The organism is Kineococcus anabasis, assembly GCF_054590795.1.
In genome coordinates this window covers 415,246-435,388 of sequence record NZ_BAAIHU010000002.1, presented here as the reverse complement: position 1 = coordinate 435,388, position 20,143 = coordinate 415,246, and the positions used below count along the sequence as shown (strand labels likewise).

Genomic DNA, 20,143 nt, shown 5'->3' with positions numbered 1-20,143 from the left:
CCTCCTGTCGGCACCCGCCGCTAGCGTGCTGGACGTGTCGCAGCGCTGGGCTCCGGAGCAGGTGCTCGCCCTGGCCCCGGACGCGCCGTCGGCCGCGGCGGCGCGCCGGCTCGCCGCCCCCTCCCCCTGGTCCGCCACCGGTGCGAGCAGCGAACCGGCGGCCGTGTGGGGGCTGTGCGCGGGCAGCGGCGCGACGCCGTACCAGACCGTCGTGGACCTCGGCGGCCCCGCGTACCGGTGTTCCTGCCCGAGCCGGAAGTTCCCCTGCAAGCACGCCCTGGCGCTGCTGCTGCTGTGGGCGGCCGGCGGGGTCCCGGACGCCGACGCACCGGCGGACTTCGCCGCCTCCTGGCTCGCCGAGCGTGCCGGTCGCGCCGAGCGGGCACAGCAGGCGAGGGCGGGCGCCGAGCAGGCCTGGACGGAGGCGGAGCGGGCGGGCGCCGAGAAGCGGGCGCGGCAGCGCGCCGGGCGGATCGGGGCGGGCGTGGCGGACCTGGAGCGCTGGCTGCGCGACCGGGTCAGGGCGGGCCTGGCCGGCGCCGACCGCGGCGGCTACGGGGAGGTCGACGCCGTCGCGGCGCGCCTGGTCGACGCGCAGGCCCCCGCGCTGGCCGGCTCGGTGCGCCGGCTGGCGGGGGTCGCCGCCTCCGGGGAGGGCTGGCCCTCGCGCCTGCTGGCGGAGTACGCGCTGCTGCACCTGCTGACGGCGGGCCACGCCCGGCTGGACGCCCTGCCGCAGGACCTCGCCGAGACCGTCCGCACCCGCATCGGCTACCCCCGCCGCACCGAAGAGGTCCTGGCCGGGGAGGGCATGCGGGACCGCTGGAACGTGCTGTCCCTGCACGACACCGCGGAGGAGCGGCTCGTGGCCCGCCGCGTCGTGCTCGTGGGCGAGCGCAGCGGCCGGCCCGCCCTCGTGCTGTCCTTCGCCCCGCCCGGGCAGCCGCTGGACGCCTCCCTCGTGCCCGGGACCGCGGTGGAGGCCGAGCTGCACCCCTGGCCCGGCGCGGCGCCCCGGGCCGTGGTCGGCGCGCGCTCCGGCGAGCCCGGCCCGCTGGGGCACGTCCCCGGCGGCGGCGTGCGCGAGGCCCTGGACTCCTGGGCGCGCGCCCTCGCGGCGGACCCGTGGCTGACGGCGTGGCCCGTGGTCCTGACGGGGGTGGTGCCCGCCGCGGCGGTCCCGGGCGGGGTGCCGGGCAGCCTCCTCGACGCCGCGGGCGAGGCCCTGCCCCTGGCGCCGGGGGCCGAGCCCTGGCACCTGCTGGCCGTCTCCGGGGGTGCGCCCACGACCGTGGTGGCCGAGCTGACCCCCGCGGGCCTGCGTCCCCTCTCGGCCCTGACCGGGCACGGGCTGGTGACGCTGTGAGCGCCGACGCCGACGCCGCGGGGGCCGCGCCGGGTCTGGACGCCCTCGTGGGCGCGGCGCTGCTCGGCACCGCGCGCCGCCCGGTGGACCTCGGTGCGCTGCCCGGTTCCCTCGCGGATCCCGCCGCGGCGCTGCCCGGGGAGGACCCCGCCGCCCGGCTGCTGGGCGCCGCCGCCCTCGCCACCGTGCGGGAGCGGGCCGGGGCGGTGCCGCTGCACGGGCAGCACCCCGTCGCGCCCGCCGGGGCGGAGACGCGGCGCGTGGCCGGGCCCGCGGCCGCCGCCCGCCTCGCCGGGCTGCTGCCGCGCGCCTCCACCGAGGACGGCGCCGCCCTGCTGGCGCTGTGGCTGGACACCGCCGCCGCGGCGGGCCTGCTCGCACCGCCCGCGCTGCTGCCGGACCTGCTGGAGGTGGCCACCCGCTCCCGCTCGACGGCGGCGCGCGTCGCGGCCGTCGCCGGGGAGCGCGGCCGGTGGCTGGCCGCGGCCCGGCCCGCGTGGGCCACCGCCCTCGCCCGGCACGTGCCGGGTGCTCCCGGCGGGCCCGCCGGGGAGGACGGCGCACCGGGGCCCGGGGAGGGCGCGGCGGCCCGGACGGCGCAGGACCCCGTCTGGCTGCACGGCGCCCCCGCCGAGCGGCGCGCGTGGCTGGAGGCGGTGCGCGCCCGCGACCCCCGCACCGGACGCGAGGCGCTGGCCGCGACCTGGGCGGCGGAGGGCGGGGAGGACCGGGAGGCGCTGCTGCCGCTGCTGGCCGACGGGCTCGGCCCGGACGACGAGCCGCTGCTCGAGCGCGCCCTGGGCGACCGCCGCGCCGCGGTCCGCACGTGCGCGGCGGCGCTGCTGACCGCCCTGCCCGGCAGCACCCACGGCCGGCGGGCGGCCGAGGTGGCGCTGCGGCACGTCACACCCGCACCGGGGGCGACGGGCCCCGCGCTCGCCGTGACGCTGCCCGACCTCGACGCCGCCGGCGCGCGGGCCCTGGGCGTCCCGCCCACCCCACCGGGGACCGGCGCCCGGCAGTGGCAGCTGCGGCACCTGCTCGCCTCGGCCCCGCTGGCGTGCTGGGAGGAGGCCCTCGCGCTGGCGCCGGAGCAGGTCCTCGCGCTGCCCGTCGCGGGGGACCTGGGCCCGGTGCTGCGGGAGGCGTGGGCGGAGGCGGCGCGGACCCAGCACAACGCCGCGTGGGCGCGCGCCCTGCTGCCCCTGGTCGGCACCCGCCACCGCATCGGCCTCACCCACGTGCTGCCGGAGGCCGAGCGGGCCGCGGGCGCGGAAGCGGTCCTGGCCGCGGACGACGGCCGGGACCCCCGCGGCTCCGGCCCACCCGCCGCGGAGGTCCTGGAGGTCCTCTCCGGCTGCCCGGCGCCCTGGCCGCGGCCCCTGGCCGGGGCGCTGCTGGCGTGGCTGCGCCGGGTGCGCCGCGCCGCCGTCTGGTACGACCGGCCCGTGGTGCACCTGGCGGGGCTGCGCCTGCCCTGCGACGAGGGCACCGAGGTCGACCTGCGCGAGGTCCTCGCCGCCCTGCCCGAGGGCGCGCCCCTGGCCCCCGACGTCGCCGCCGCCGCCGACACCCTCACGTTCCGCCGCCACCTGCACGAGGAGCTCCGTTGACCACCGAGAACGCCACCCCGCCGGGCGCCGAGCTGCTCCGCCCCCACGCCGAGCAGCTGTTCGCCGCCGAGCTGAGCGCCCTGGCGGCGGCGGACGAGCGGCCCCGCCCGCCGGCGTGGCGGCTCTCCCCGGCGGCCGTCGTCACCTACCTCCTCGGCGGCACCCTGCCCGACGGGACGGTGGTCACGCCCAAGTACGTCGGCCCGCGCCGGCTCGTGGAGGTCGCCGTGGCCACCCTCGCCACGGACCGCGCGCTGCTGCTGCTCGGGGTGCCGGGCACCGCGAAGACGTGGGTCGCCGAGCACCTCGCCGCGGCGGTCTGCGGGCGCTCCACCCTCGTGGTGCAGGGCACCTCCGGCACGGCGGAGGAGTCGATCCGCTACGGGTGGAACTACGCGCGGCTGCTCGCGGAGGGACCCAGCGCGGCGGCGCTCGTGCCCTCCCCCGTGATGGTGGCGATGCAGCAGGCGCAGATCGCGCGGGTGGAGGAGCTGACGCGCATCCCCTCGGACGTGCAGGACGCCCTCATCACGGTCCTGTCGGAGAAGTCGCTGCCGGTGCCGGAGCTGGGCACGGAGGTGCAGGCCGCCAGGGGTTTCAACGTCATCGCCACCGCCAACGACCGCGACCGCGGGGTCAACGAGCTGTCCTCCGCGCTGCGCAGGCGGTTCAACACGGTCGTGCTGCCGCTGCCCGCCACGGCGGAGGAGGAGGTGCAGATCGTCTCCCGGCGGGTCGAGCAGCTCGGCGCGGCGCTGGAGCTGCCGGACGTGCCCGCCGCCCTGGAGGAGATCCGCCGCGTCGTCACCGTCTTCCGGGAGCTGCGCTCCGGCGCGACCCTCGACGGGCGCACCGCGCTGAAGTCGCCGTCGGGAACCCTGTCCACGGCCGAGGCGATCTCGGTGGTCACGCACGGGCTGGCGCTGGCCGCGCACTTCGGCGACGGGGAGCTGCGCGCGGCCGACGTGGCCGCGGGCATCGTCGGCGCGGTGGTGAAGGACCCCGTGGCGGACCGGGTGGTGTGGGTGGAGTACCTGGAGGCCGTCGCCCGGGAGCGCGACGGCTGGGCGGACTTCTACCGCGCGTGCCGGGCGGTCACCGGATGACGGCGGACACCCCGGCGGAGGCGGACGCGCCGGTGGGGGCGGACGCGCCGGTGGTGCAGGTCTGCGGGGTGCGCCACCACGGTCCCGGCTCCGCCCGGGCGGTGGTGGCCGCGCTGGAGGCGCTGCGGCCGGACGTGGTCCTCGTGGAGGGCCCGGCGGACGCCGACCCGCTGCTGGCGCTGGCGGGGGCGGAGGGGATGGAGCCACCGGTGGCGCTGCTGGCGTACGCCGTCGGGGAGCCGGCGGTGAGCGCGTTCTGGCCCCTCGCGGTGTTCTCCCCCGAGTGGCAGGCGCTGCGGTGGGCCGCCGAGCACTCGGTGCCGGTGCGGTTCTGCGACCTGCCCGCCGCCGCGGTCCTCGCCGCCCGCACGGCACCTCCCGGGGAGGACACGGCACCGGGTGTGGACACCGCACCCGGCGGCGAGGACATCGCACCCGGCGGGGAGGGCGCGGCTGGTGACCAGGCGCACCTGCTGCGCACCGACCCCGTCGCGGCCCTGGCGGCCGCCGGCGGCTACGACGACCCCGAGCGCTGGTGGGACGACGTGGTGGAGTCCCGCCTCGAGGGCCCCGCCCCCTTCGCGGTCCTCGCGGAGGCCATGGCCGCCGTCCGCGAGCACGCCGGCGCCCTGCCGGAGCGGGAGCAGGAGCACGAGGAGCGGCGCGAGGCGCACATGCGCCAGGTGCTGCGCGCCGCCCTGCGCGCCGGGGCCCGCCGCGTCGCCGTCGTCTGCGGTGCCTGGCACGCCCCCGCGCTGGCGGCCCCGCTGCCGCCCGCCGCCGCCGACACCCGCCTGCTGCGGGGCCTGCCGAAGCGGAAGGTGGCGCTGACGTGGGTGCCGTGGACGCACTCGCGGCTGAGGTCGGCCTCCGGCTACGGCGCCGGGATCACCTCCCCGGGCTGGTACCGGCACCTGTTCACCGCCCCGGACCGGCCCGTCGTGCGGTGGATGACGGCGGTGGCGGGCGTCCTGCGCGCCGAGGACCTGCCCGTCTCCAGCGCCTCCGTCATCGAGGCCGTCCGCCTCGCCGAGGCCCTCGCGGTCCTGCGCGGGCGCCCCCTGGCCGGGCTGGCGGAGGTCACCGACGCCACCCGCGCGGTGCTGTGCGACGGCGACGCGACCGCCCTGGCCCTGGTGACGGACCGGCTGGTCGTCGGCGAGGCCCTGGGCCGCGTCCCGCCGCAGGCGCCGACCGTGCCGCTGGACGCGGACCTGCGCGCCACCGCCCGCGCGCTGCGGCTGAAGCTGGACCCGTTGCAGCGCACCCTGGAGCTGGACCTGCGCCGGGAGGCGGACCTGGCGCGCTCCCGGTTCCTGCACCGGCTGGTGCTGCTGGGCATCGGCTGGGCCGCCCCGGCACCGGCCCGCGCCCGCGGCTCGGGCACGTTCCGGGAGGCGTGGTCGCTGGCGTGGCAGCCGGAGGTGTCGGTGTCGGTGGTCGAGGCCTCGGTGTGGGGCACCACCGTGGAGGCGGCGGCCACCGCCCGCGCCGCGGATCTCGCCGGGGCCGGGGCGCTGCCGGAGCTCACCCGCCTCGCCGAGCGCTGCCTCCTGGCGGACCTGCCGGGGGCCCTCGGCGCCGTCCTGCACGCCCTGGACGGCCGCGCCGCCGCCGACCCGGACGCCGCGCACCTGATGACGGCCCTGCCCCCGCTGGTGCGGGCCCGGCGCTACTCCGACGTGCGCGGCACCGGCGCCGGGGACCTGGCGCGGGTGGGCGACGCGCTGCTGGCGCGGATCTGCGCGGTGCTGCCCGCGGCCGCCACCTCGCTGGACGACGACGCCGCGCGCGCCCTGCGCACGGCCGTGGACGGCGTGCACGACGCGGTGGTCCTGCTCGACGACGCCGCCGCGACGCGGTTGTGGACCGCCACCCTCACCGGCCTCGCCGCGCGCAGCGACCTGCACGGGGTCCTGGCCGGGCGGCTGGTGCGGCTGCTGCGCGACGGCGGGTCGCTGGAGGCGGAGGAGGCGGCACGGCGCCTGGCGTTCGCCCTCTCGCGCGGAACCCCCGCCCCCGCGGCGGCCGGCTGGGTGGAGGGTTTCCTCGCCGGCGGCGGGGGCACGGTCCTGGTGCACGACGGCGAGCTGCTCGCGATGCTCGACGGGTGGCTCGCGGGCCTGGGGCAGCGGGAGTTCCTCGACGTCCTGCCGCTGCTGCGGCGCACGTTCGGGGGTTTCTCCCCCGCCGAGCGCCGCACCGTCGCCGAAGCCGTGCGGCGCGGTCCCGCCCGCCCCGGGGCCGGGTCGTGCCGTGCCGTGGACGACGAGCGCGCCGCGCCCGCGGTGCGCACGGCGGCGCTGCTGCTGGGGGTGGGCGCGTGAGCACCGGGGACCCCGCGGAAGGGGCCGGCGCGCAGGGGGTCCCGGCGGGCGGCGGGGTGCCGGAGGCCGAGCGGCTGCGGCGCTGGCGGCTGCTGCTGGGTGCACCGGCCGCCGGGCCGCTGGGGGTGGCCCTGGAGGGCGAGGCGGCGGCGGTGGACGGCGCCCTGGCGGCCCTGTACGACGAGGCCGGGGAGGCGGGGGGCCGGCGCGGCGGCGGGCTGGGCGCCTCGGCGCCGCGGGTGGCGCGCTGGCTCGGCGACATCCGCACGTACTTCCCCACGTCCGTCGTGCAGGTCATGCAGCGCGACGCCCTGGAGCGGCTGAACCTGACCCGGTTGCTGCTGGAGCCGGAGCTGCTGCGCTCCGTGGAGCCCGACGTCTCCCTCGTGGGCACCCTGCTGTCCCTGAACCGGGTGCTGCCGGAGCGGACCCGGGCCACCGCCCGCGAGGTGGTGGCGAAGGTCGTGGCGGAGGTGGAGCGGCGCATCGCCGACCGGACGCGCGCAGCGGTGGGCGGGGCGCTGGACCGGGCGGCGCGCACCTCGCGGCCGAAACTGCGGGACCTCGACCTGGACCGGACGATCCGGGCGAACCTGGCCCACTACCTCCCGGAGCACCGCACGGTCGTCCCCGAGCGCCTCGTCGGCCGCGGCCGCCGGCAGCGGAGCGTCGCGCGCGACGTGGTGGTGGCGGTCGACCAGTCCGGGTCGATGGCGGAGTCGGTGGTGTACGCCTCGGTGTTCGGGGCGGTGCTGGCGTCCATGCGGTCGCTGCGCACGTCGCTGGTGGTGTTCGACACGGAGGTCGTGGACCTCACGGCGCACCTGGCGGACCCGGTGGACGTGCTGTTCGGCACCCAGCTCGGCGGGGGCACCGACATCAACCGCGCCCTCGCGTACTGCCAGTCCCTCGTGACCCGGCCCGCGGAGACCCTGTTCGTGCTCGTCAGCGACCTCTACGAGGGCGGGGTGCGCGAGGAGATGCTGCGGCGGGTGGCGTCGATGACGGCCGCGGGGGTGCAGGTCGTGGTGCTGCTGGCGCTGTCGGACTCCGGCGCCCCGGCGTTCGACCGGGACAACGCCGCGGCGCTGGCGGGCCTCGGCGTGCCGGCCTTCGCGTGCACGCCCGACGCCTTCCCCGGGCTGCTCGCGGTGGCCCTGGCCCGCGGGGACGTCGCGGCGTGGGCGGAGAGCACCCTGGGCACGCCCGCGCGGCGCGGCTGAGGGGCCGGGCTCACGCCCGCACGTCGCGGCGCCCGTACCCGGCGACACCGGCGGCGGTGAGCGCCGCCGCCACGACGAGCAGCACCGCCGCACCGGGCGCGTCCCAGTCCTGCACCGGGACGGTGGCCAGGTGCGCGAACGGGGACAGCGAGCGCACGGCGCCCGGCCAGCCGAGGCTCTCGGAGAGCACGAGCAGCAGGAACCCGCCCACGGCGGGCAGCGCGCCGGCCGGCACGACCAGCCGGGGGGCCACGCCGAGGGCGAGCACCGCCGCGCCCAGGGAGACCGCCGCCACCGGCACGACGTTGAGGGTGCCCGCCAGCGCCGCACCCCAGGACAGCCCCGCCCCGGCGAGCGCCGTGCCCGCCCACGTGGCGGTGCCCGCGACGACGGCCAGCGCGGCGGCTGCCAGGACGGCCTGCGCCGCGAGCGCGGCGAGGAGGCGCCGGCGCGGGACGGGCCGGGACAGCAGCAGCACGAGGCGGCCGGCGCTCTCGTCGGCGGCCAGGGCGGACACCCGGGTGGTGGCGTACAGGCCCAGCGGCACGGCGAGCAGGGTGAACGTCGCCGCCGCGTAACCCTCCGCGCTGCCGAGCCCGGTGAACCCGGCCCGGCCGGCGGCCTCGGCGAAGACGGGGTTCTCCCGCAGCAGGTCGGTCACCGAGACCGCGAGCAGGCCGACCAGGAGGTAGTAGGCGCCCACGGCCGCGGCCCACCCCGCCCAGCCGGGCAGGCCCTGCCGCAGCAGGAACCGCCCCGCGGAGCCCAGCAGCACCCGTCGCGGCGCCCGGCCCTCCTGCGCGGGGAGCACGCCGGAGCCGAGGTCGCGGCGGCCCGCCACGGCCAGGGCGCACCCGGCGAGCACGACCGCCAGCGCGAGCAGGACGGGCAGAGGACGTGGGTCGTCGACCGCGAACGGCCGGGTCCGTCCCGCGATGCCGAACGGCCCGAGCCAGCGCAGCGGGTCCAGCGCCGCCGCCCCGTCCGCCGCCATGCGCGTCAGCAGCGACACCAGCAGCAGCGCCCCGCCCAGTCCCGCCGCGCGGCGCCGGTCGGGCAGGAGCTGCGCGCACAGGGCACCGGCGCCCGCGGCGACCAGCCCGACCCCGCAGGTGGCCGCCCCGTGCAGCAGCGCCCCGGGGGCGCGGGCGCCGGCCAGGAGGAGTGCCGCGCCGAGGCAGGCCCCGACGAGCAGCTGCGCGCAGGCTGCGACGAGGAGGACGCGGGCCAGCAGGGCGCGGCGGGTCAGGGCACCCGACAGCAGCAGCTCCCAGCGTCCGGCCTCCTCCTCCCCGCGGGTGGTGCGCACGGTGGCCAGCAGGGCCCAGGAGGCCACGAGGGCCGCCGTGAACAGGCCGGTGCGCCACACGGTGAAACCTCCCGGGTCCTCCAGGGCCAGCGGCTCCCCGAACAGGACGCGCACCGCCGGGTTGAGGGAGAGGGCCCGCAGAGCGCCGGGATCCAGGGAGCCGGCCACGGCGCCGCGGTACTGCACGACGGTCACCGCGGGCAGGACGGCGACGACGGCGGCGACGGTGAGGGTCCCGCGGCGCCACTGCCGCACGAGCAGGGAGGTGACGGCGCGGCGCGGGTCCGCGGCGCGGGAGGGGGCGGCCCTGCCGGGGAGCGTCCGCGGGGCCGTCCGCGGCACGGAGGTCATCGCGCCTCCTGCCCGTAGCAGCCGAGGAAGATCTCCTCCAGGGACGGCTCGCGCACGTCGAGGTGGACGACGTCCTCACCCGCGACGGCCCGCAGCAGCGGTGCGGGTGGCCCGGCGAGGGTGAGGCCGACGCGCCCGGGACCCTCCGGGCGCACGTCCCGCACCCCGGGCACGGACGCCAGGCCGGCCGGGACGTCCCCGGCGAAGGTGAGCGTGATCTCGCTGCGGCGCATGCGGCGCAGGGTGGCGAGCTCGGCGACCTGCACGAGCCGCCCGGCCCGCAGGATGCCGACCCGCGAGCAGACGGCCTCCACCTCCGCGAGGACGTGGGAGCTGAGCAGCACCGCCTGGCCCCGCTCCGCGGCCTCGGTGACGCACCTGCGGAACTCCCGGCCCACCAGCGGGTCGAGCCCGCTCGTGGGCTCGTCGAGGACGAGCAGGGGTGCCCGGGTGGCGAAGGCGGCGACGAGGGCCACCTTCTGCCGGTTGCCGGTGGAGTACGTGCGGCACGGCCGGTCGGGGCGCAGGCCGAACCGCTCGACCAGCTCGGCGCGGTGGGCGCGGTCGGTGCCCGGGCCGAGGTTTCCCAGCAGCTCCAGCACCTCCGCACCGGTCAGGTCCGGCCACAGCGCCACGTCCGCGGGCACGGAGGCGAGGTGGCGGTGGGCGGCGACGTCCGCGACGGGGATCCCGAACACGGAGGCGGTCCCGGCGCTCGGCCGCACGAGGCCGAGCAGCATCCTCAGCGTCGTGGACTTGCCCGCACCGTTGGGGCCGAGGAAGCCGAACACCTCACCGGGGGCGAGGTGCAGGTCGAGGGAGTCGACGGCCAGCGTGCGGCCGTACCGCTTGGTGAGGCCGTCGGCGCGGACGGCGGGCTGGGTGTGGTCGGCGGCGGTCATCGCGGCACCTCTGGCGGTCGTGGGTCATCACGGACTGCCGACCAGGCTTCCCGGCGCACCTGGCGGGAACGCTACTCCTGCGGGGCCGCGCGCACGAGTACCCGGACACGACGAAGGCCCGGACCGTGTGGTCCGGGCCTTCGTCGATCTGGTAGCGGGGGCAGGATTTGAACCTGCGGCCTCTGGGTTATGAGCCCAGCGAGCTACCGAGCTGCTCCACCCCGCGTCGCGTTGACAGGCATAAGACTACGTCATGGCGAACGAGGGACCAAATCGCCCCCCACCGCACCTCCCGCACCGTCCTCCCGCGGGGCCCTGCGGCCCCGCGGGAGGCACCGGTCAAGGGGTGGCCGGCGGCGCAGGCGAGGCGACCGTCGACGTCGGTGCCGGAGGTGAGGCGGCCGGCGCCGAGGGCGGGGCGGACGGCGCGGGCGCCGCGGACGACTCCTGCTCGATCCGCTGCTCGGCGGCGATCGCCCGGTCCACCGCGGCGCGCAGCGACTCCTGTGCCCGCCCGTAGGCGGCGAAGTCGTTCGCCCGCAGCGCGTCGGCGCTGGCCTGGATCGCCTGCCGGGCCTCCTGCAGCGCCCGGTCCAGCTCGACCTGCGCGGTGGCGGCCGGAGCCGGGGCGTCCGGTGCGCCACCCGGGGCCGGCGCGCCGCCGGAGTCCCCGGCCGCCGCGCCGGCGTCACCGCCGAACACCTGGTCGAGCGCGGCGTCCAGCGTCTCGGCGAAGCCCACCCGGTCGCCGAAGACCGCGACGACGCGGCGCAGCTGCGGGTACGTGGTGCCGGTGCGGCTCTGGCCGTAGATCGGCTCCACGTACAGCAGGCCGCCGCCCACCGGGAGGGTGAGCAGGTTGCCGTAGAGGACCTCCGACTCGCCCTGCCCGAGCAGGCGGAGCTGCTCGGCCACGGTCGGGTTGGAGTTGATCGTCGCCTGCACCTGCCCCGGGCCCGCGACGGTCGTCTGCCGCGGCAGCTGCAGCAGGCGCAGCGTGCCGTACCCCTCGCGCTTGCGGCCGTCCTCGTCGCCGGCGTCGGCCTCCACCGCCACGTACCCCGTCAGGACGTTGCGCACGTTCGCGCCCGTCTGCCGCGGGATGTACGTGGAGGTGAGGCTGAAGGACTGCTCCTCCTGGCCGGGCATCTTCAGCGTCAGGAAGTACGGCGGCTCGGGCGCGATCGCCTGCCCGCCCACCGGCGTCGGGTCGTTGGGGACCTGCCAGAAGTCCTGCTGGGTGTAGAAGGACTGCGGGTCCGTGACGTGGTAGCGGCCGAGCACGTCGCGCTGGACCTTGAACATGTCCTGCGGGTAGCGCAGGTGCGACATCAGCTCGCCGCTGATCTCCGACAGCGGCTTGACCGAGCCGGGGAACGCCTGGCGCCAGGCCTTCAGGACCGGCTCGTCCTCCTCCCAGGCGTACAGCGTCACCTTGCCGTCGTAGGCGTCGACCGTCGCCTTGACGGAGTTGCGCACGTAGTTGACCGTCCGGCGCTGCAGCGCCTGCACGCTCTGGGCGGTACCGGTCCGGGCGTCGCGGGTGACCGTGCCCAGCTCCGTGGTGGCGGAGTACGGGTAGTACGAGGTGGTCGTGTACCCGTCGATGATCCACACGATGCGGCCGTCCACGACGGCCGCGTACGGGTCGCCGTCGGGGATGAGCCACGGGGCGACCTTCTCCACCCGCTCGCGCGGGGACCGGTCGTACATGATGCGCGAGGCGGGGTTGACCCGGTCCGAGAGCAGCAGGTTCTGGTCCGCGAACTTCACGGCGTACGCGGCGCGGCGCACGAAGGAGCCCATGGGCACCCCGCCGTCCCCGGCATAGGTGTTGCGGGCGTAGCCCTCCGGGGAGTTGTTCGGGTAGTCCAGCTCCGTCGGGTTGGTACCCCGGGGGGCGCCGACGATCGAGTACGCCGGGGACTGCTCGCCGAAGTAGATGCGCGGCTCGTACTCGCCGAGCAGCGGCTGGGCGGCCGTGTTGTCCGAGGGCAGGCCCTGCTCGAAGAAGACCGGCCGGCCGTCGGGGGTGCGCTCGTTGCCGTAGGCAGCGACCATCCCGTAGCCGTGGGTGTAGACGGTGTGGTCGTTCAGCCAGGTGCGCTGGCTGGGGTTCAGGCCGTCCAGGGACACCTCGCGGGGCGCGATGACGGTGTCGCGGACGTCCTCGCCCACCTGGTAGCGGTCGACGTCGAGGGCGTCGGGGAAGGCGTAGTAGGGCCGCTGCTGCTGGAGCTGGCGGTAGGCGGGGCTGACCAGGGCGGGGTCGAGGAGGCGGATGCCGGGGATCGTCTCGGCGTCCTGGCGCAGCTGTCCCGCGGTGGCGTCCGTCGTCGCCGCGTACTCGCGCACGTCGGTGTCGGCGATGTCGTACGCCGCTCTCGTGGCGTTGATGTTCTTGGTGAGGAACTCGGCCTCGACGGTGGCGGCGCTCGGCTGCACGCGGAAGCGCTGCACCGCGGCGGGGTAGATGCCGCCGACGGCGACCGCGGAGACGACGAGCAGGGAGGTGCCGACGGCCGGCAGCCGCCAGGAGGCGCCCGCGGCCGTGGCGATGAAGAGGACCGCCACGAAGATGGACGCCACCGTCAGGATGGCCTTGGCGGGCAGGACGGCGTTGACGTCGGTGAACGTCGGGCCCACGACGCCGACGCCGCGGATGGAGACGTTGGCCGACTCGTCGGTCATGAGCTGGTAGCGGTCCAGCCAGTAGCCGACCCCGCGCATCAGCAGGAACGCGGCACCCAGCAGGGCCAGGTGGACGCGGGCCTCGCGGGTCGTGCGCGGCCCCCCGCCGGACAGCCGCAGGCCCCCGTAGAGGTAGTGGGTGGCCAGGGCGGCGATGCCGGCCAGGACCACCGCGGCGCTGAGGAAGCCGACGACGAAGCGCAGCCAGGGCAGGGTGAAGACGTAGAAGCCGTAGTCCAGCTGGAACTGCGGGTCGGCCTGCCCCCACGGCTGCCGGTTCCACCACAGCAGCGCCGTCTGCCACTGGGCGCTGGCCACGGTGGCGCCGAACAGCGCCGCGGCCAGGGACAGCACCAGGGTCACCAGCCGGCGCAGCGGCTCCAGGGACTCGCGGTAGCGGTCGAGGCCCGCCTGCTCGGTGGAGATGGGAGCGTAGATGGGCCGGGCGCGGTAGGCGAGGGTGAGGGTGACGCCCACCGCGGCCGCCATGAGCGCACCGCCGGCCAGGAAGAGCCCGATCTGCAGCCAGACGCGCTTGGTGAACACCTGCAGGAAGCCGAGCTGGTCGAACCACCAGACGTCGGTGAGGATCCTGGTCCCCACGACGGCGGCGATCAGGACGCCTGCGACCACGGCGACGGTGGGGACCAGGGGCCCGCGGCGGCGCCGCCGCAGGACGGGGCGGGAGGAGGGCCCGCGCGACTCGAAGCTCACGACACACGAACTTACAAGCCGCCGGGCGAGTGCCCGCCAGGACGAGACGTATTCATATCGTCACATCTCGCGACCGGCGCCCGCCGGGCCCCTGCCCGGTGCCCCACCGTTGCGAGATCTTCACGCTGGGTGGACGGAGGCGACTCCCCCGCCGTGCCACCATGCCGTCGTGATCGATCCCCGTCCCGCACCGACCTTCCTCTCGCCCCCCACCGGGGCGCTGTGGCAGACCGTCGCCGAGATCGAGCGGCACGTCGCCGGGAACGGCTGGGGCTCCCCCGTCCGCCTCTTCGCCCTCGTGCGCACCGCCGAGGCGATCCGCCGCGACCCCGCCCTCGCCGACCGGCTGCCCGCCGACGTCGTCGAGGCCGCCGAGGCCGACCCCGGCCACCTGACCTCCGTGGAGCAGGACGACCTGCCGCCGGTCGGCGACCTCGACGGCTTCCTCGGCGGGCTCTCCTGGCCCCCCGCGGTGGACGGTGCCGCCGTCGTCGTCGAGAAGGTCCTCCTCCCGCCGGACGCCGAGGCCGAGGTCCGCGCCAGCACCCCCGCCGAGGACGACGCGCGCCTGGAGGCGCTCGCCGCCCACCCCGCCGCCGAGGACGTGCGCATCGCGGTGGGCGTCCTGCGCGACGGCCGGCACGAGTGCGTGGTGCGCAGCCGGTCCAGGGACCGGGACACCGACGTCGCCACGGGCGCAGACCTGGTGCCCGGCCTCGTCGCCGCCCTGCAGGCGACCCTCGGCGACTGACACGGCACCGGGGCGGGCCCCGCGCTCAGCCCGGGCAGGTCGGCAGGTCGGCCACCCGCCCGGCCGCCAGCGCCTCCACCGCCAGGCGCGCCTCGTGCAGGGTCCGCACCGGCACCAGGCGCAGCCCCTCGGGGACGAGCCCGCGCACCTCGGCGCACTCCTCGGCGGGGGCGAGGAACCACTCCGCCCCCGCCTCCCGGGCGCCGACGAGCTTCTGGCGCAGCCCCCCGATGACCCCCACCCGCCCGTCCGGCGTGATCGAGCCCGTGCCGGCGACGTGCTCCCCGCCCGTCAGGGACCCCGGCGTCAGCTCGTCCACGATGGCGAGGGCGAACACCATCCCCGCGCTCGGGCCGATGACGTCGGCGAGGGAGAAGTCCACGTCCACCGGCAGGTCGTAGGGGGACAGGGTGATGCCGAGGCGCGGCGTGCCGTCCTCCCCCGCGCGCGTGCGCAGGGCCACCTCCTCGGCGCGGCCGTCGCGCTCCACGGTCAGCCGCAGCTCCGCGTCCGCGCCGGCCCGGCGCACCTGCGCCCGCAGCTCCTCCGCCTCGCGCACCGGCACCCCGCCGACCGCCGTGACGCGGTCGCCCGCGCGCAGGCCGCTGCCCGCCGCCGGTCCCGGGTCGGCCACGGTCGGCGCCTGCGCCACCTCCACGCCCAGCTCCCGCAGCGCCGCGACCTTCGCCGCCTCCTGCGAGGACGTCATCTCCGCCTCGCCCTCCGCCTCGGCCTCGGCCTCGGTCTGCTGCGGCGGGTAGAGGTCCTCGCGCCGGAAGACGGAGGTGTCGGGGTCCGCCCACGCCACGAGCAGCTCCGGGACCGTCAGGTCCGTGCCCGGTCCCCCCGCCACCGACACCGTCGTCATGTCCAGCGACCCCGACGTCGGGTAGGTCGGCATCCCGGTGACGCGCAGCAGCGGCTTGCCGTCGCGCTCCCCGAGGGTGTCGAACGCCGAGCCCGGGCTGAGGGAGGCGTACGGCACCGGCAGCAGGGACGTCACGGCGACGAGCGCGGCCAGCGCGAGGGCGGACCCGGCGAGGAGCTCCCCCCGCGGCGCCCGCGCTGCGTCCATCCCGGCAGCCTAGGGTGGCGGGGCGGGCGCGCTCCCGCGGCCCGCCCCGGACCCCGTGCCCACGCGGCGGGTGCAGCCGTCATCATGGTCGGGAGACGGCACGTGCGGCACGGGCGGGAACCGGGGGGACCCGTCGGCGGTTGAGCGGACGACGGCGAGCAACGGAGGCCTGGCGTGGACGAGCGGCGCGACGACGAGAAGGACGACCTCGGCGACGGCGAGCGGGAGCAGCCCGGCGGCGGCGACCGCGAGCAGCCCGGCGGTGAGCCGGAGCGGCGCGGGTTCCACCAGACCGGCTTCGGCCCCGGCGGCAGCACCCCGCCCCCCCGCCCCGCCGGCGGGGACAACCCCCTGGAGGACCTCCTCGGCCCCCTCCTCGGCGGGGGCGGCGGCTTCGACCCGAACCTGCTGAACAGCGTCTTCCCCGGCGGGCTGCCGGGTGGGATGCCCCCGGGCCTGCCCGGTTTCGGCGGCGCGCCGATGGACCCGGCGGCGATGGGCCAGGTGCTGGCGCAGCTGCAGCGCTTCCTCGCCTCCTCCGGCGACGGCCCGGTGAACTGGGAGCTGGCGCGCGACATCGCCCGCCAGGCGGCCGCCGGCCAGGGCGACCCCTCCCCCGGCGCGGCGGACCGCAGGGCCGTGGAGGACGCGCTGCGCGTCGCGGACCTGTGGCTGGACGGCGTCACCGACTTCGCCGCGGCGGGCACGAGCACCGAGTCGTGGAGCCGCGCGGAGTGGATCGAGCGGACCATGCCGGTGTGGAGCCGGCTCGTCGAGCCGGTGGCCGTCTCGATCTCCACGGCGATGGCCGACGCCCTCACCTCCCAGGCGCCCCCGGAGCTCGCCGCCATGATCGGCTCGGCCAGCGGCATGCTGCGCCAGGTCGGCGGCGGGGTGTTCGGCATGCAGCTCGGGCAGGCGGTCGGGGCCCTGTCCGGGGAGGTCCTCGGCTCCACCGACATCGGCCTGCCCCTGGCCCCCGCGGGCCGGGCGGCACTGCTGCCCGCGAACCTCGCGGCGTTCGCCGACGGCCTGGAGGTGCCCCTCGACGAGGTGCGCCGCTACATCGCGCTGCGCGAGGCGGCCCACAACCGCCTGTTCGCGCACGTGCCGTGGCTGCGGTCGCACCTGCTGGGCTCGGTGGAGGCCTTCGCCCGCGGCATCCGCGTGGACGTCGAGCGCATCACCGAGGCCGCCAAGGACATCGACCCGGCCAACCCCGAGTCGCTGCAGGAGGCCCTGTCCTCGGGGGTCTTCGAGCCGGAGAACACCCCGGAGCAGCAGGTGGCCCTGGACCGGCTGGAGTCGGCGCTGGCGCTGGTGGAGGGCTGGGTGGACCACGTCGTGGACCTCGCGGCCCGCCGCGCCCTGCCGCACGCCCCCGCCCTGCGGGAGACGATGCGCCGCCGCCGCGCCAGCGGCGGACCCGCCGAGCACGCCCTCGGGGTGCTCGTGGGGCTGGAGCTGCGCCCGCGCCGGGCCCGGGAGGCGGCGGCCCTGTGGGCGCTGCTGGAGGAGCGCGGCGGGCGGGACGCCCGCGACGCGGTGTGGCAGCACCCGGACCTGCTGCCCACGGCGGAGGACCTCGCCGCGGCGGAGGGCTTCGTCTCCCGCCAGACGGGCACGTCGAGCGCGCCGCAGGGCGACGCCATGGACGCCGCCCTCGCGCAGCTGCTGACCGACGAGGACGCGCGGGACAGGCTCGAGCAGGAGGGCGACGCGCGCGGGGAGGACGGGCAGGACGGGGACGGGGGGCGGCCGGACGGCCCGGCCCTCCCGTGAGCTGGGTGCCACCCGCGCACCTCGTCGCCGACACCCGCGCCCGGCTGGCGGCGTCCCCCGGGCGCTGCCCGCAGGAGCGCTTCGAGCGCCTGGCGTGGACGTCGCTGCTGGACACGGTCGGCCCCGCCCTGCTGACGCGCGGCGCGGCGCCCGCCCACCTGACGGCCTCGGCGCTGCTGGTGACGCCGGACGGGCGCCGCACCTGCCTGGTCCTGCACCGGCGCCTGCGGATGTGGGTGCAGCCCGGCGGTCACCTGGAGGAGGGCGACGAGACCCTCGCGGGCGCCGCCGCCCGGGAGCTGCTGGAGGAGACGGGCCTGAGCGGCGCCGTCACGGCGGAGCCGCTGGTGCTCTCCCGCCACCGCGCGCCGTGCCGGCCGGCGGAGGTCGACTGGCACCTGGACGTGCAGCACCTGGTGGTGGCCGAGGAGCGGGCCCCGTCGGTCAGCTCCGAGTCCCTCGAGGTGGCGTGGTGGGACGTGGCGCGGCTGCCGGCGGACCTGGCGCCGGGCGTGGAGGAGATCGTGGCGCTGGCCGCGGCGGCCGTCAGCGGTACCTGAGGCGCGGGGGCGCCGCTCCCGCCCGGGTGGGCGCCGCGTCGAGGTCGTGACCGGTGAGGGGCCCCCCGTCGGCGACCTCGGCCGTCACCTGGCCGGGCACCTGGCCGCCGGTGACCTCGTCGTCCCCGCCGTTGGTCACCTCGTCGTCCTCGCCGTCGGTCACGTCGTCGGCGAGCCCCCCCTCGGCGTCCGCGCCCTGCTCCCCGCCCTCCCCGGGCGCGCCCCGGCCGCCCTCCCCGGTCCGGAAGTCGATGCCCAGCAGGAAGCCGCGCGCCCGCTCCGTGCGGGGGTAGCCCTCCAGCAGCGCCCAGAACGCCGGGCCGTGCGCCGGGACGAGCAGGTGCGCCAGCTCGTGCAGGATCACGTAGTCCAGCACCCACCCGGGCATCCCCTGCAGGCGGCTGGAGAGCCGGATGGTGCCGTCACCCGGCGTGCACGAACCCCAGCGGGTCTGCTGGTTGTCGACCCACGCGACGCTGCGCGGGCGGGCACGACCGTCGAGGTAGCGGCGCGAGAGCTCCGACGCGCGGGCCGCGAGCTCCTCGTCCACCGGCCGCCGCCGGCGGTCCGCGGCCGCCAGCCGGTCCAGCATCCGCCCGACCCAGAGCTGCTCCTCCGACACCGTGAACCGGGCGGGGATGAGCACGACGGTCCGCCCGCCGTCGCGGTAGGCGGACACCGTGCGGCTGCGCCGGCGGCTGCGACGCACCTCCACACCCTCGTCCACGCACGTACGCTACCCTGCGCGCCGCCCGGAACCCGGGCGCCCGCTCCGGCAGCGTGCCCGCACCTGCGCCCCGGCGCCCGCCGGAGGGGTTCCCCGCACCGCCCCGGGCACGTCCGCAGGCCCGGAGCGTGCCGCTTCGCTAATGTGACCGGGCCGGTGCCGACGGTGATCCGGCCGTGAGGACCCGTCGACCCAGACGGCGAGAGCGAGGAGCACGAGATGGCCGAGACGTACAAGGGCGAGTTCTACTGCGTGAAGTGCAAGGAGAAGCGCGAGGCCGAGGGCGACGTCGTGGAGACGAACGGGCGCCGCATGGCCAAGGGCCAGTGCCCGGTGTGCGGCACGAACCTCAACCGCATCCTCGGCAAGGCCTGATCCGGGGCGCCCACGCAGGCGCCCCGCGCGGCGCCCCACCCCGACCCCCGGCCCGCTCCCCTGTGGACGGCCCGGCGGGGCGGCGCGCCGCCGCTGACAGGCTTCCCGTCCACCGACGGGAAGGAGCCAGCAGTGAGCACCCCCCGGACGCCCGCGCGGGCGCCCCAGCAGCACTCCCTGCGCCCCGGGCTGGTGGTGAGCTGGCGGCCCGACGGCAGCGTGCAGCTCGGCACCAGCCCCCGCTCCAGCCTCCGCCTCGCCGGGCTCGGCCCGGCCGAGACCGCCGCCCTGGGCGAGCTGGTGCAGCGCCACGACGTCCCCTGCGCCCTCCCCGGCACACCGCCGCCGCGTCCGCGGTCCCGCGCGGCGGGCGGCCTGCTGTCGGTGCTGCGCGACGGCGGGGTTCTGTCCCCGGCCCTCGACCGCGCCGCGGCGGCCCGCCCGGGCGGCCCCGCACCGGCGGACCTGCTCCCCGGCGAGGCGGCCCGCTGGGCGCCCGACGCGGAGGTCTGGGCCGCCGCGCACCCGGCGGGACCGGACCCGGTGCTGCGCTTCACCTCCCGGCGCGGGCGGCGGGTCGCCGTCGTCGGCGGCGGGCGCACCGGTGCGGGGATCGCGACGACGCTCGCGGCGTGCGGGGTGGGGGACGTGCTCGTGGTGGACCGGGCCCCCGCCGGCCCCGGGGACGTGGCACCGGTCGCGCTCGCGGAGCAGGACACCGGCGCCACCCGCGGCGCCGCCGCCGGGCAGGCGGTGCGGCGTGCCCGGCCCGCGCCCGTCGCGGACGGGACCGGCCCGGGCGCGGACGGCGCCGGAGCGGACCTGGTGGTCCTGGTGCACAGCGGCGCCGCCGACTCCTCCGCCGCCGACGCCCTCCTGGCGGACGGGACGCCGCACCTGTCGGTGGTCGTGCGCGACACCGACGTGCTCGTCGGGCCGCTCGTGCTGCCCGGCCGGACGCCGTGCCTGCGCTGCCTGGACCTGCACCGCACCGACGGGGATCCCGGCTGGCCGCACGTGCTGACGCAGGTCCTCGCCGCCGCGGCCCAGCGGGCGGGGGGTGAGGAGACGGCGACGGCGACGGCCGCGGCGGGGCTGGCGGCCCTGCAGGTCCTCGCCCACCTCGACGGCGCGCCGGTCAGCTCGGCCGGGACGACGCTGGAACTCCTCGTCCCGGAGGGCGTGGTGCGGGCCCGGCCGTGGCCGGTGCACCCGGAGTGCGGCTGCGCGGAACTGCCGGTGGCGGCCCCGGCGGGCTGACGCGTGCGAGC

14 protein-coding genes, 1 tRNA gene and 1 pseudogene are annotated in these 20,143 nt (G+C 78.2%); 10 read left to right on the top strand and 6 right to left on the bottom strand.

The window, feature by feature from the left end; all coding sequences use genetic code 11:
* Positions 1-34: 34 nt before the first annotated feature.
* Genes ACYQBY_RS05445 through ACYQBY_RS05425 form a run of 5 tightly spaced genes read left to right on the top strand, consistent with a single transcriptional unit; the run spans position 35 to position 7,635 of the window.
* The gene (locus tag ACYQBY_RS05445; RefSeq protein WP_459642805.1) at positions 35-1,366 is read left to right on the top strand and encodes an SWIM zinc finger family protein; all 1,332 of its coding nucleotides are present in this window, start codon (positions 35-37) and stop codon (positions 1,364-1,366) included.
* Entirely contained in the window at positions 1,363-2,979 is a 1,617-nt protein-coding gene (locus ACYQBY_RS05440; protein ID WP_459642804.1) for a DUF5691 domain-containing protein, read from the top strand. The genes ACYQBY_RS05445 and ACYQBY_RS05440 overlap by 4 nt, the downstream gene beginning before the upstream one ends.
* Positions 2,976-4,085, top strand: coding sequence for an ATP-binding protein (locus ACYQBY_RS05435; RefSeq protein ID WP_459642803.1), 1,110 nt, complete (start codon positions 2,976-2,978; stop codon positions 4,083-4,085). Before ACYQBY_RS05440 ends, ACYQBY_RS05435 begins: the two co-directional genes overlap by 4 nt.
* A complete protein-coding gene (locus ACYQBY_RS05430; protein WP_459642802.1) occupies positions 4,082-6,412 on the top strand; it encodes a DUF5682 family protein in 2,331 nt (776 codons plus the stop codon). Before ACYQBY_RS05435 ends, ACYQBY_RS05430 begins: the two co-directional genes overlap by 4 nt.
* Positions 6,413-6,468: 56 nt before the next feature.
* Positions 6,469-7,635 carry a VWA domain-containing protein gene (locus ACYQBY_RS05425; protein ID WP_459643120.1) on the top strand — a complete coding sequence of 389 codons (1,167 nt, stop codon included), beginning with the start codon at positions 6,469-6,471 and terminating at the stop codon, positions 7,633-7,635.
* A gap of 10 nt (positions 7,636-7,645) precedes the next feature.
* Here ACYQBY_RS05425 and ACYQBY_RS05420 read toward each other — a convergent pair whose 3' ends face one another.
* From ACYQBY_RS05420 to ACYQBY_RS05405, 4 genes are all read right to left on the bottom strand, one after another.
* Positions 7,646-9,295 carry a polyketide antibiotic transporter gene (locus ACYQBY_RS05420; RefSeq protein ID WP_459642801.1) on the bottom strand — a complete coding sequence of 550 codons (1,650 nt, stop codon included), beginning with the start codon at positions 9,293-9,295 and terminating at the stop codon, positions 7,646-7,648.
* Positions 9,292-10,197 carry an ABC transporter ATP-binding protein gene (locus ACYQBY_RS05415; RefSeq protein ID WP_459642800.1) on the bottom strand — a complete coding sequence of 302 codons (906 nt, stop codon included), beginning with the start codon at positions 10,195-10,197 and terminating at the stop codon, positions 9,292-9,294. The genes ACYQBY_RS05420 and ACYQBY_RS05415 overlap by 4 nt, the downstream gene beginning before the upstream one ends.
* A 149-nt stretch (positions 10,198-10,346) precedes the next feature.
* Positions 10,347-10,423 (bottom strand) — tRNA-Met (locus ACYQBY_RS05410).
* Between the two features lie 113 nt (positions 10,424-10,536).
* Positions 10,537-13,602 (bottom strand): UPF0182 family membrane protein, encoded by a 3,066-nt coding sequence (locus ACYQBY_RS05405; protein WP_459642799.1) that lies wholly within the window; start codon positions 13,600-13,602, stop codon positions 10,537-10,539.
* Positions 13,603-13,771: 169 nt separating this feature from the next.
* Here ACYQBY_RS05405 and ACYQBY_RS05400 point away from each other — a divergent pair, with 169 nt between their 5' ends.
* Positions 13,772-14,353, top strand: a complete 582-nt coding sequence (locus tag ACYQBY_RS05400) for a PPA1309 family protein (RefSeq protein WP_459642798.1) — start codon at positions 13,772-13,774, stop codon at positions 14,351-14,353.
* A 25-nt stretch (positions 14,354-14,378) separates the two neighbouring features.
* Here the strand turns inward: ACYQBY_RS05400 and ACYQBY_RS05395 are convergent, their stop codons facing one another.
* Positions 14,379-15,428, bottom strand: a complete 1,050-nt coding sequence (locus tag ACYQBY_RS05395; protein WP_459642797.1) for a YlbL family protein — start codon at positions 15,426-15,428, stop codon at positions 14,379-14,381.
* A 174-nt stretch (positions 15,429-15,602) separates the two neighbouring features.
* Here ACYQBY_RS05395 and ACYQBY_RS05390 point away from each other — a divergent pair, with 174 nt between their 5' ends.
* Together ACYQBY_RS05390 and ACYQBY_RS05385 are read left to right on the top strand one after the other, a co-directional pair.
* Positions 15,603-17,210: a zinc-dependent metalloprotease gene (locus ACYQBY_RS05390; RefSeq protein WP_459642796.1), complete on the top strand. Its 1,608-nt coding sequence runs from the start codon at positions 15,603-15,605 to the stop codon at positions 17,208-17,210.
* A 5-nt stretch (positions 17,211-17,215) separates the two neighbouring features.
* Complete coding sequence (locus ACYQBY_RS05385; protein ID WP_459642795.1) at positions 17,216-17,770, top strand: NUDIX hydrolase; 555 nt, start codon at positions 17,216-17,218, stop codon at positions 17,768-17,770.
* 253 nt (positions 17,771-18,023) lie between these two features.
* On the opposite strand, the pseudogene ACYQBY_RS05380 reads toward ACYQBY_RS05385, so the two are convergent.
* Positions 18,024-18,479: pseudogene (locus ACYQBY_RS05380) on the bottom strand (M48 metallopeptidase family protein); the annotation flags it as partial.
* Positions 18,480-18,716: 237 nt separating this feature from the next.
* On the opposite strand from ACYQBY_RS05380, the gene ACYQBY_RS05375 reads away from it, so the two are divergent.
* Positions 18,717-18,872 carry a DUF5679 domain-containing protein gene (locus ACYQBY_RS05375; RefSeq protein ID WP_459642794.1) on the top strand — a complete coding sequence of 52 codons (156 nt, stop codon included), beginning with the start codon at positions 18,717-18,719 and terminating at the stop codon, positions 18,870-18,872.
* A 132-nt stretch (positions 18,873-19,004) separates the two neighbouring features.
* Complete coding sequence (locus ACYQBY_RS05370; protein ID WP_459642793.1) at positions 19,005-20,132, top strand: hypothetical protein; 1,128 nt, start codon at positions 19,005-19,007, stop codon at positions 20,130-20,132.
* The last annotated feature ends 11 nt before the right edge of the window (positions 20,133-20,143 follow it).

Coding starts and splice junctions, on each gene's coding strand:
- ACYQBY_RS05430 (WP_459642802.1), top strand. CDS start 4,082: ATGACGGCGGACACCCCGGCGGAGGCGGACGCGCCGGTGGGGGCGGAC.
- ACYQBY_RS05420 (WP_459642801.1), bottom strand. CDS start 9,295: ATGACCTCCGTGCCGCGGACGGCCCCGCGGACGCTCCCCGGCAGGGCC.
- ACYQBY_RS05415 (WP_459642800.1), bottom strand. CDS start 10,197: ATGACCGCCGCCGACCACACCCAGCCCGCCGTCCGCGCCGACGGCCTC.
- ACYQBY_RS05395 (WP_459642797.1), bottom strand. CDS start 15,428: ATGGACGCAGCGCGGGCGCCGCGGGGGGAGCTCCTCGCCGGGTCCGCC.
- ACYQBY_RS05375 (WP_459642794.1), top strand. CDS start 18,717: ATGGCCGAGACGTACAAGGGCGAGTTCTACTGCGTGAAGTGCAAGGAG.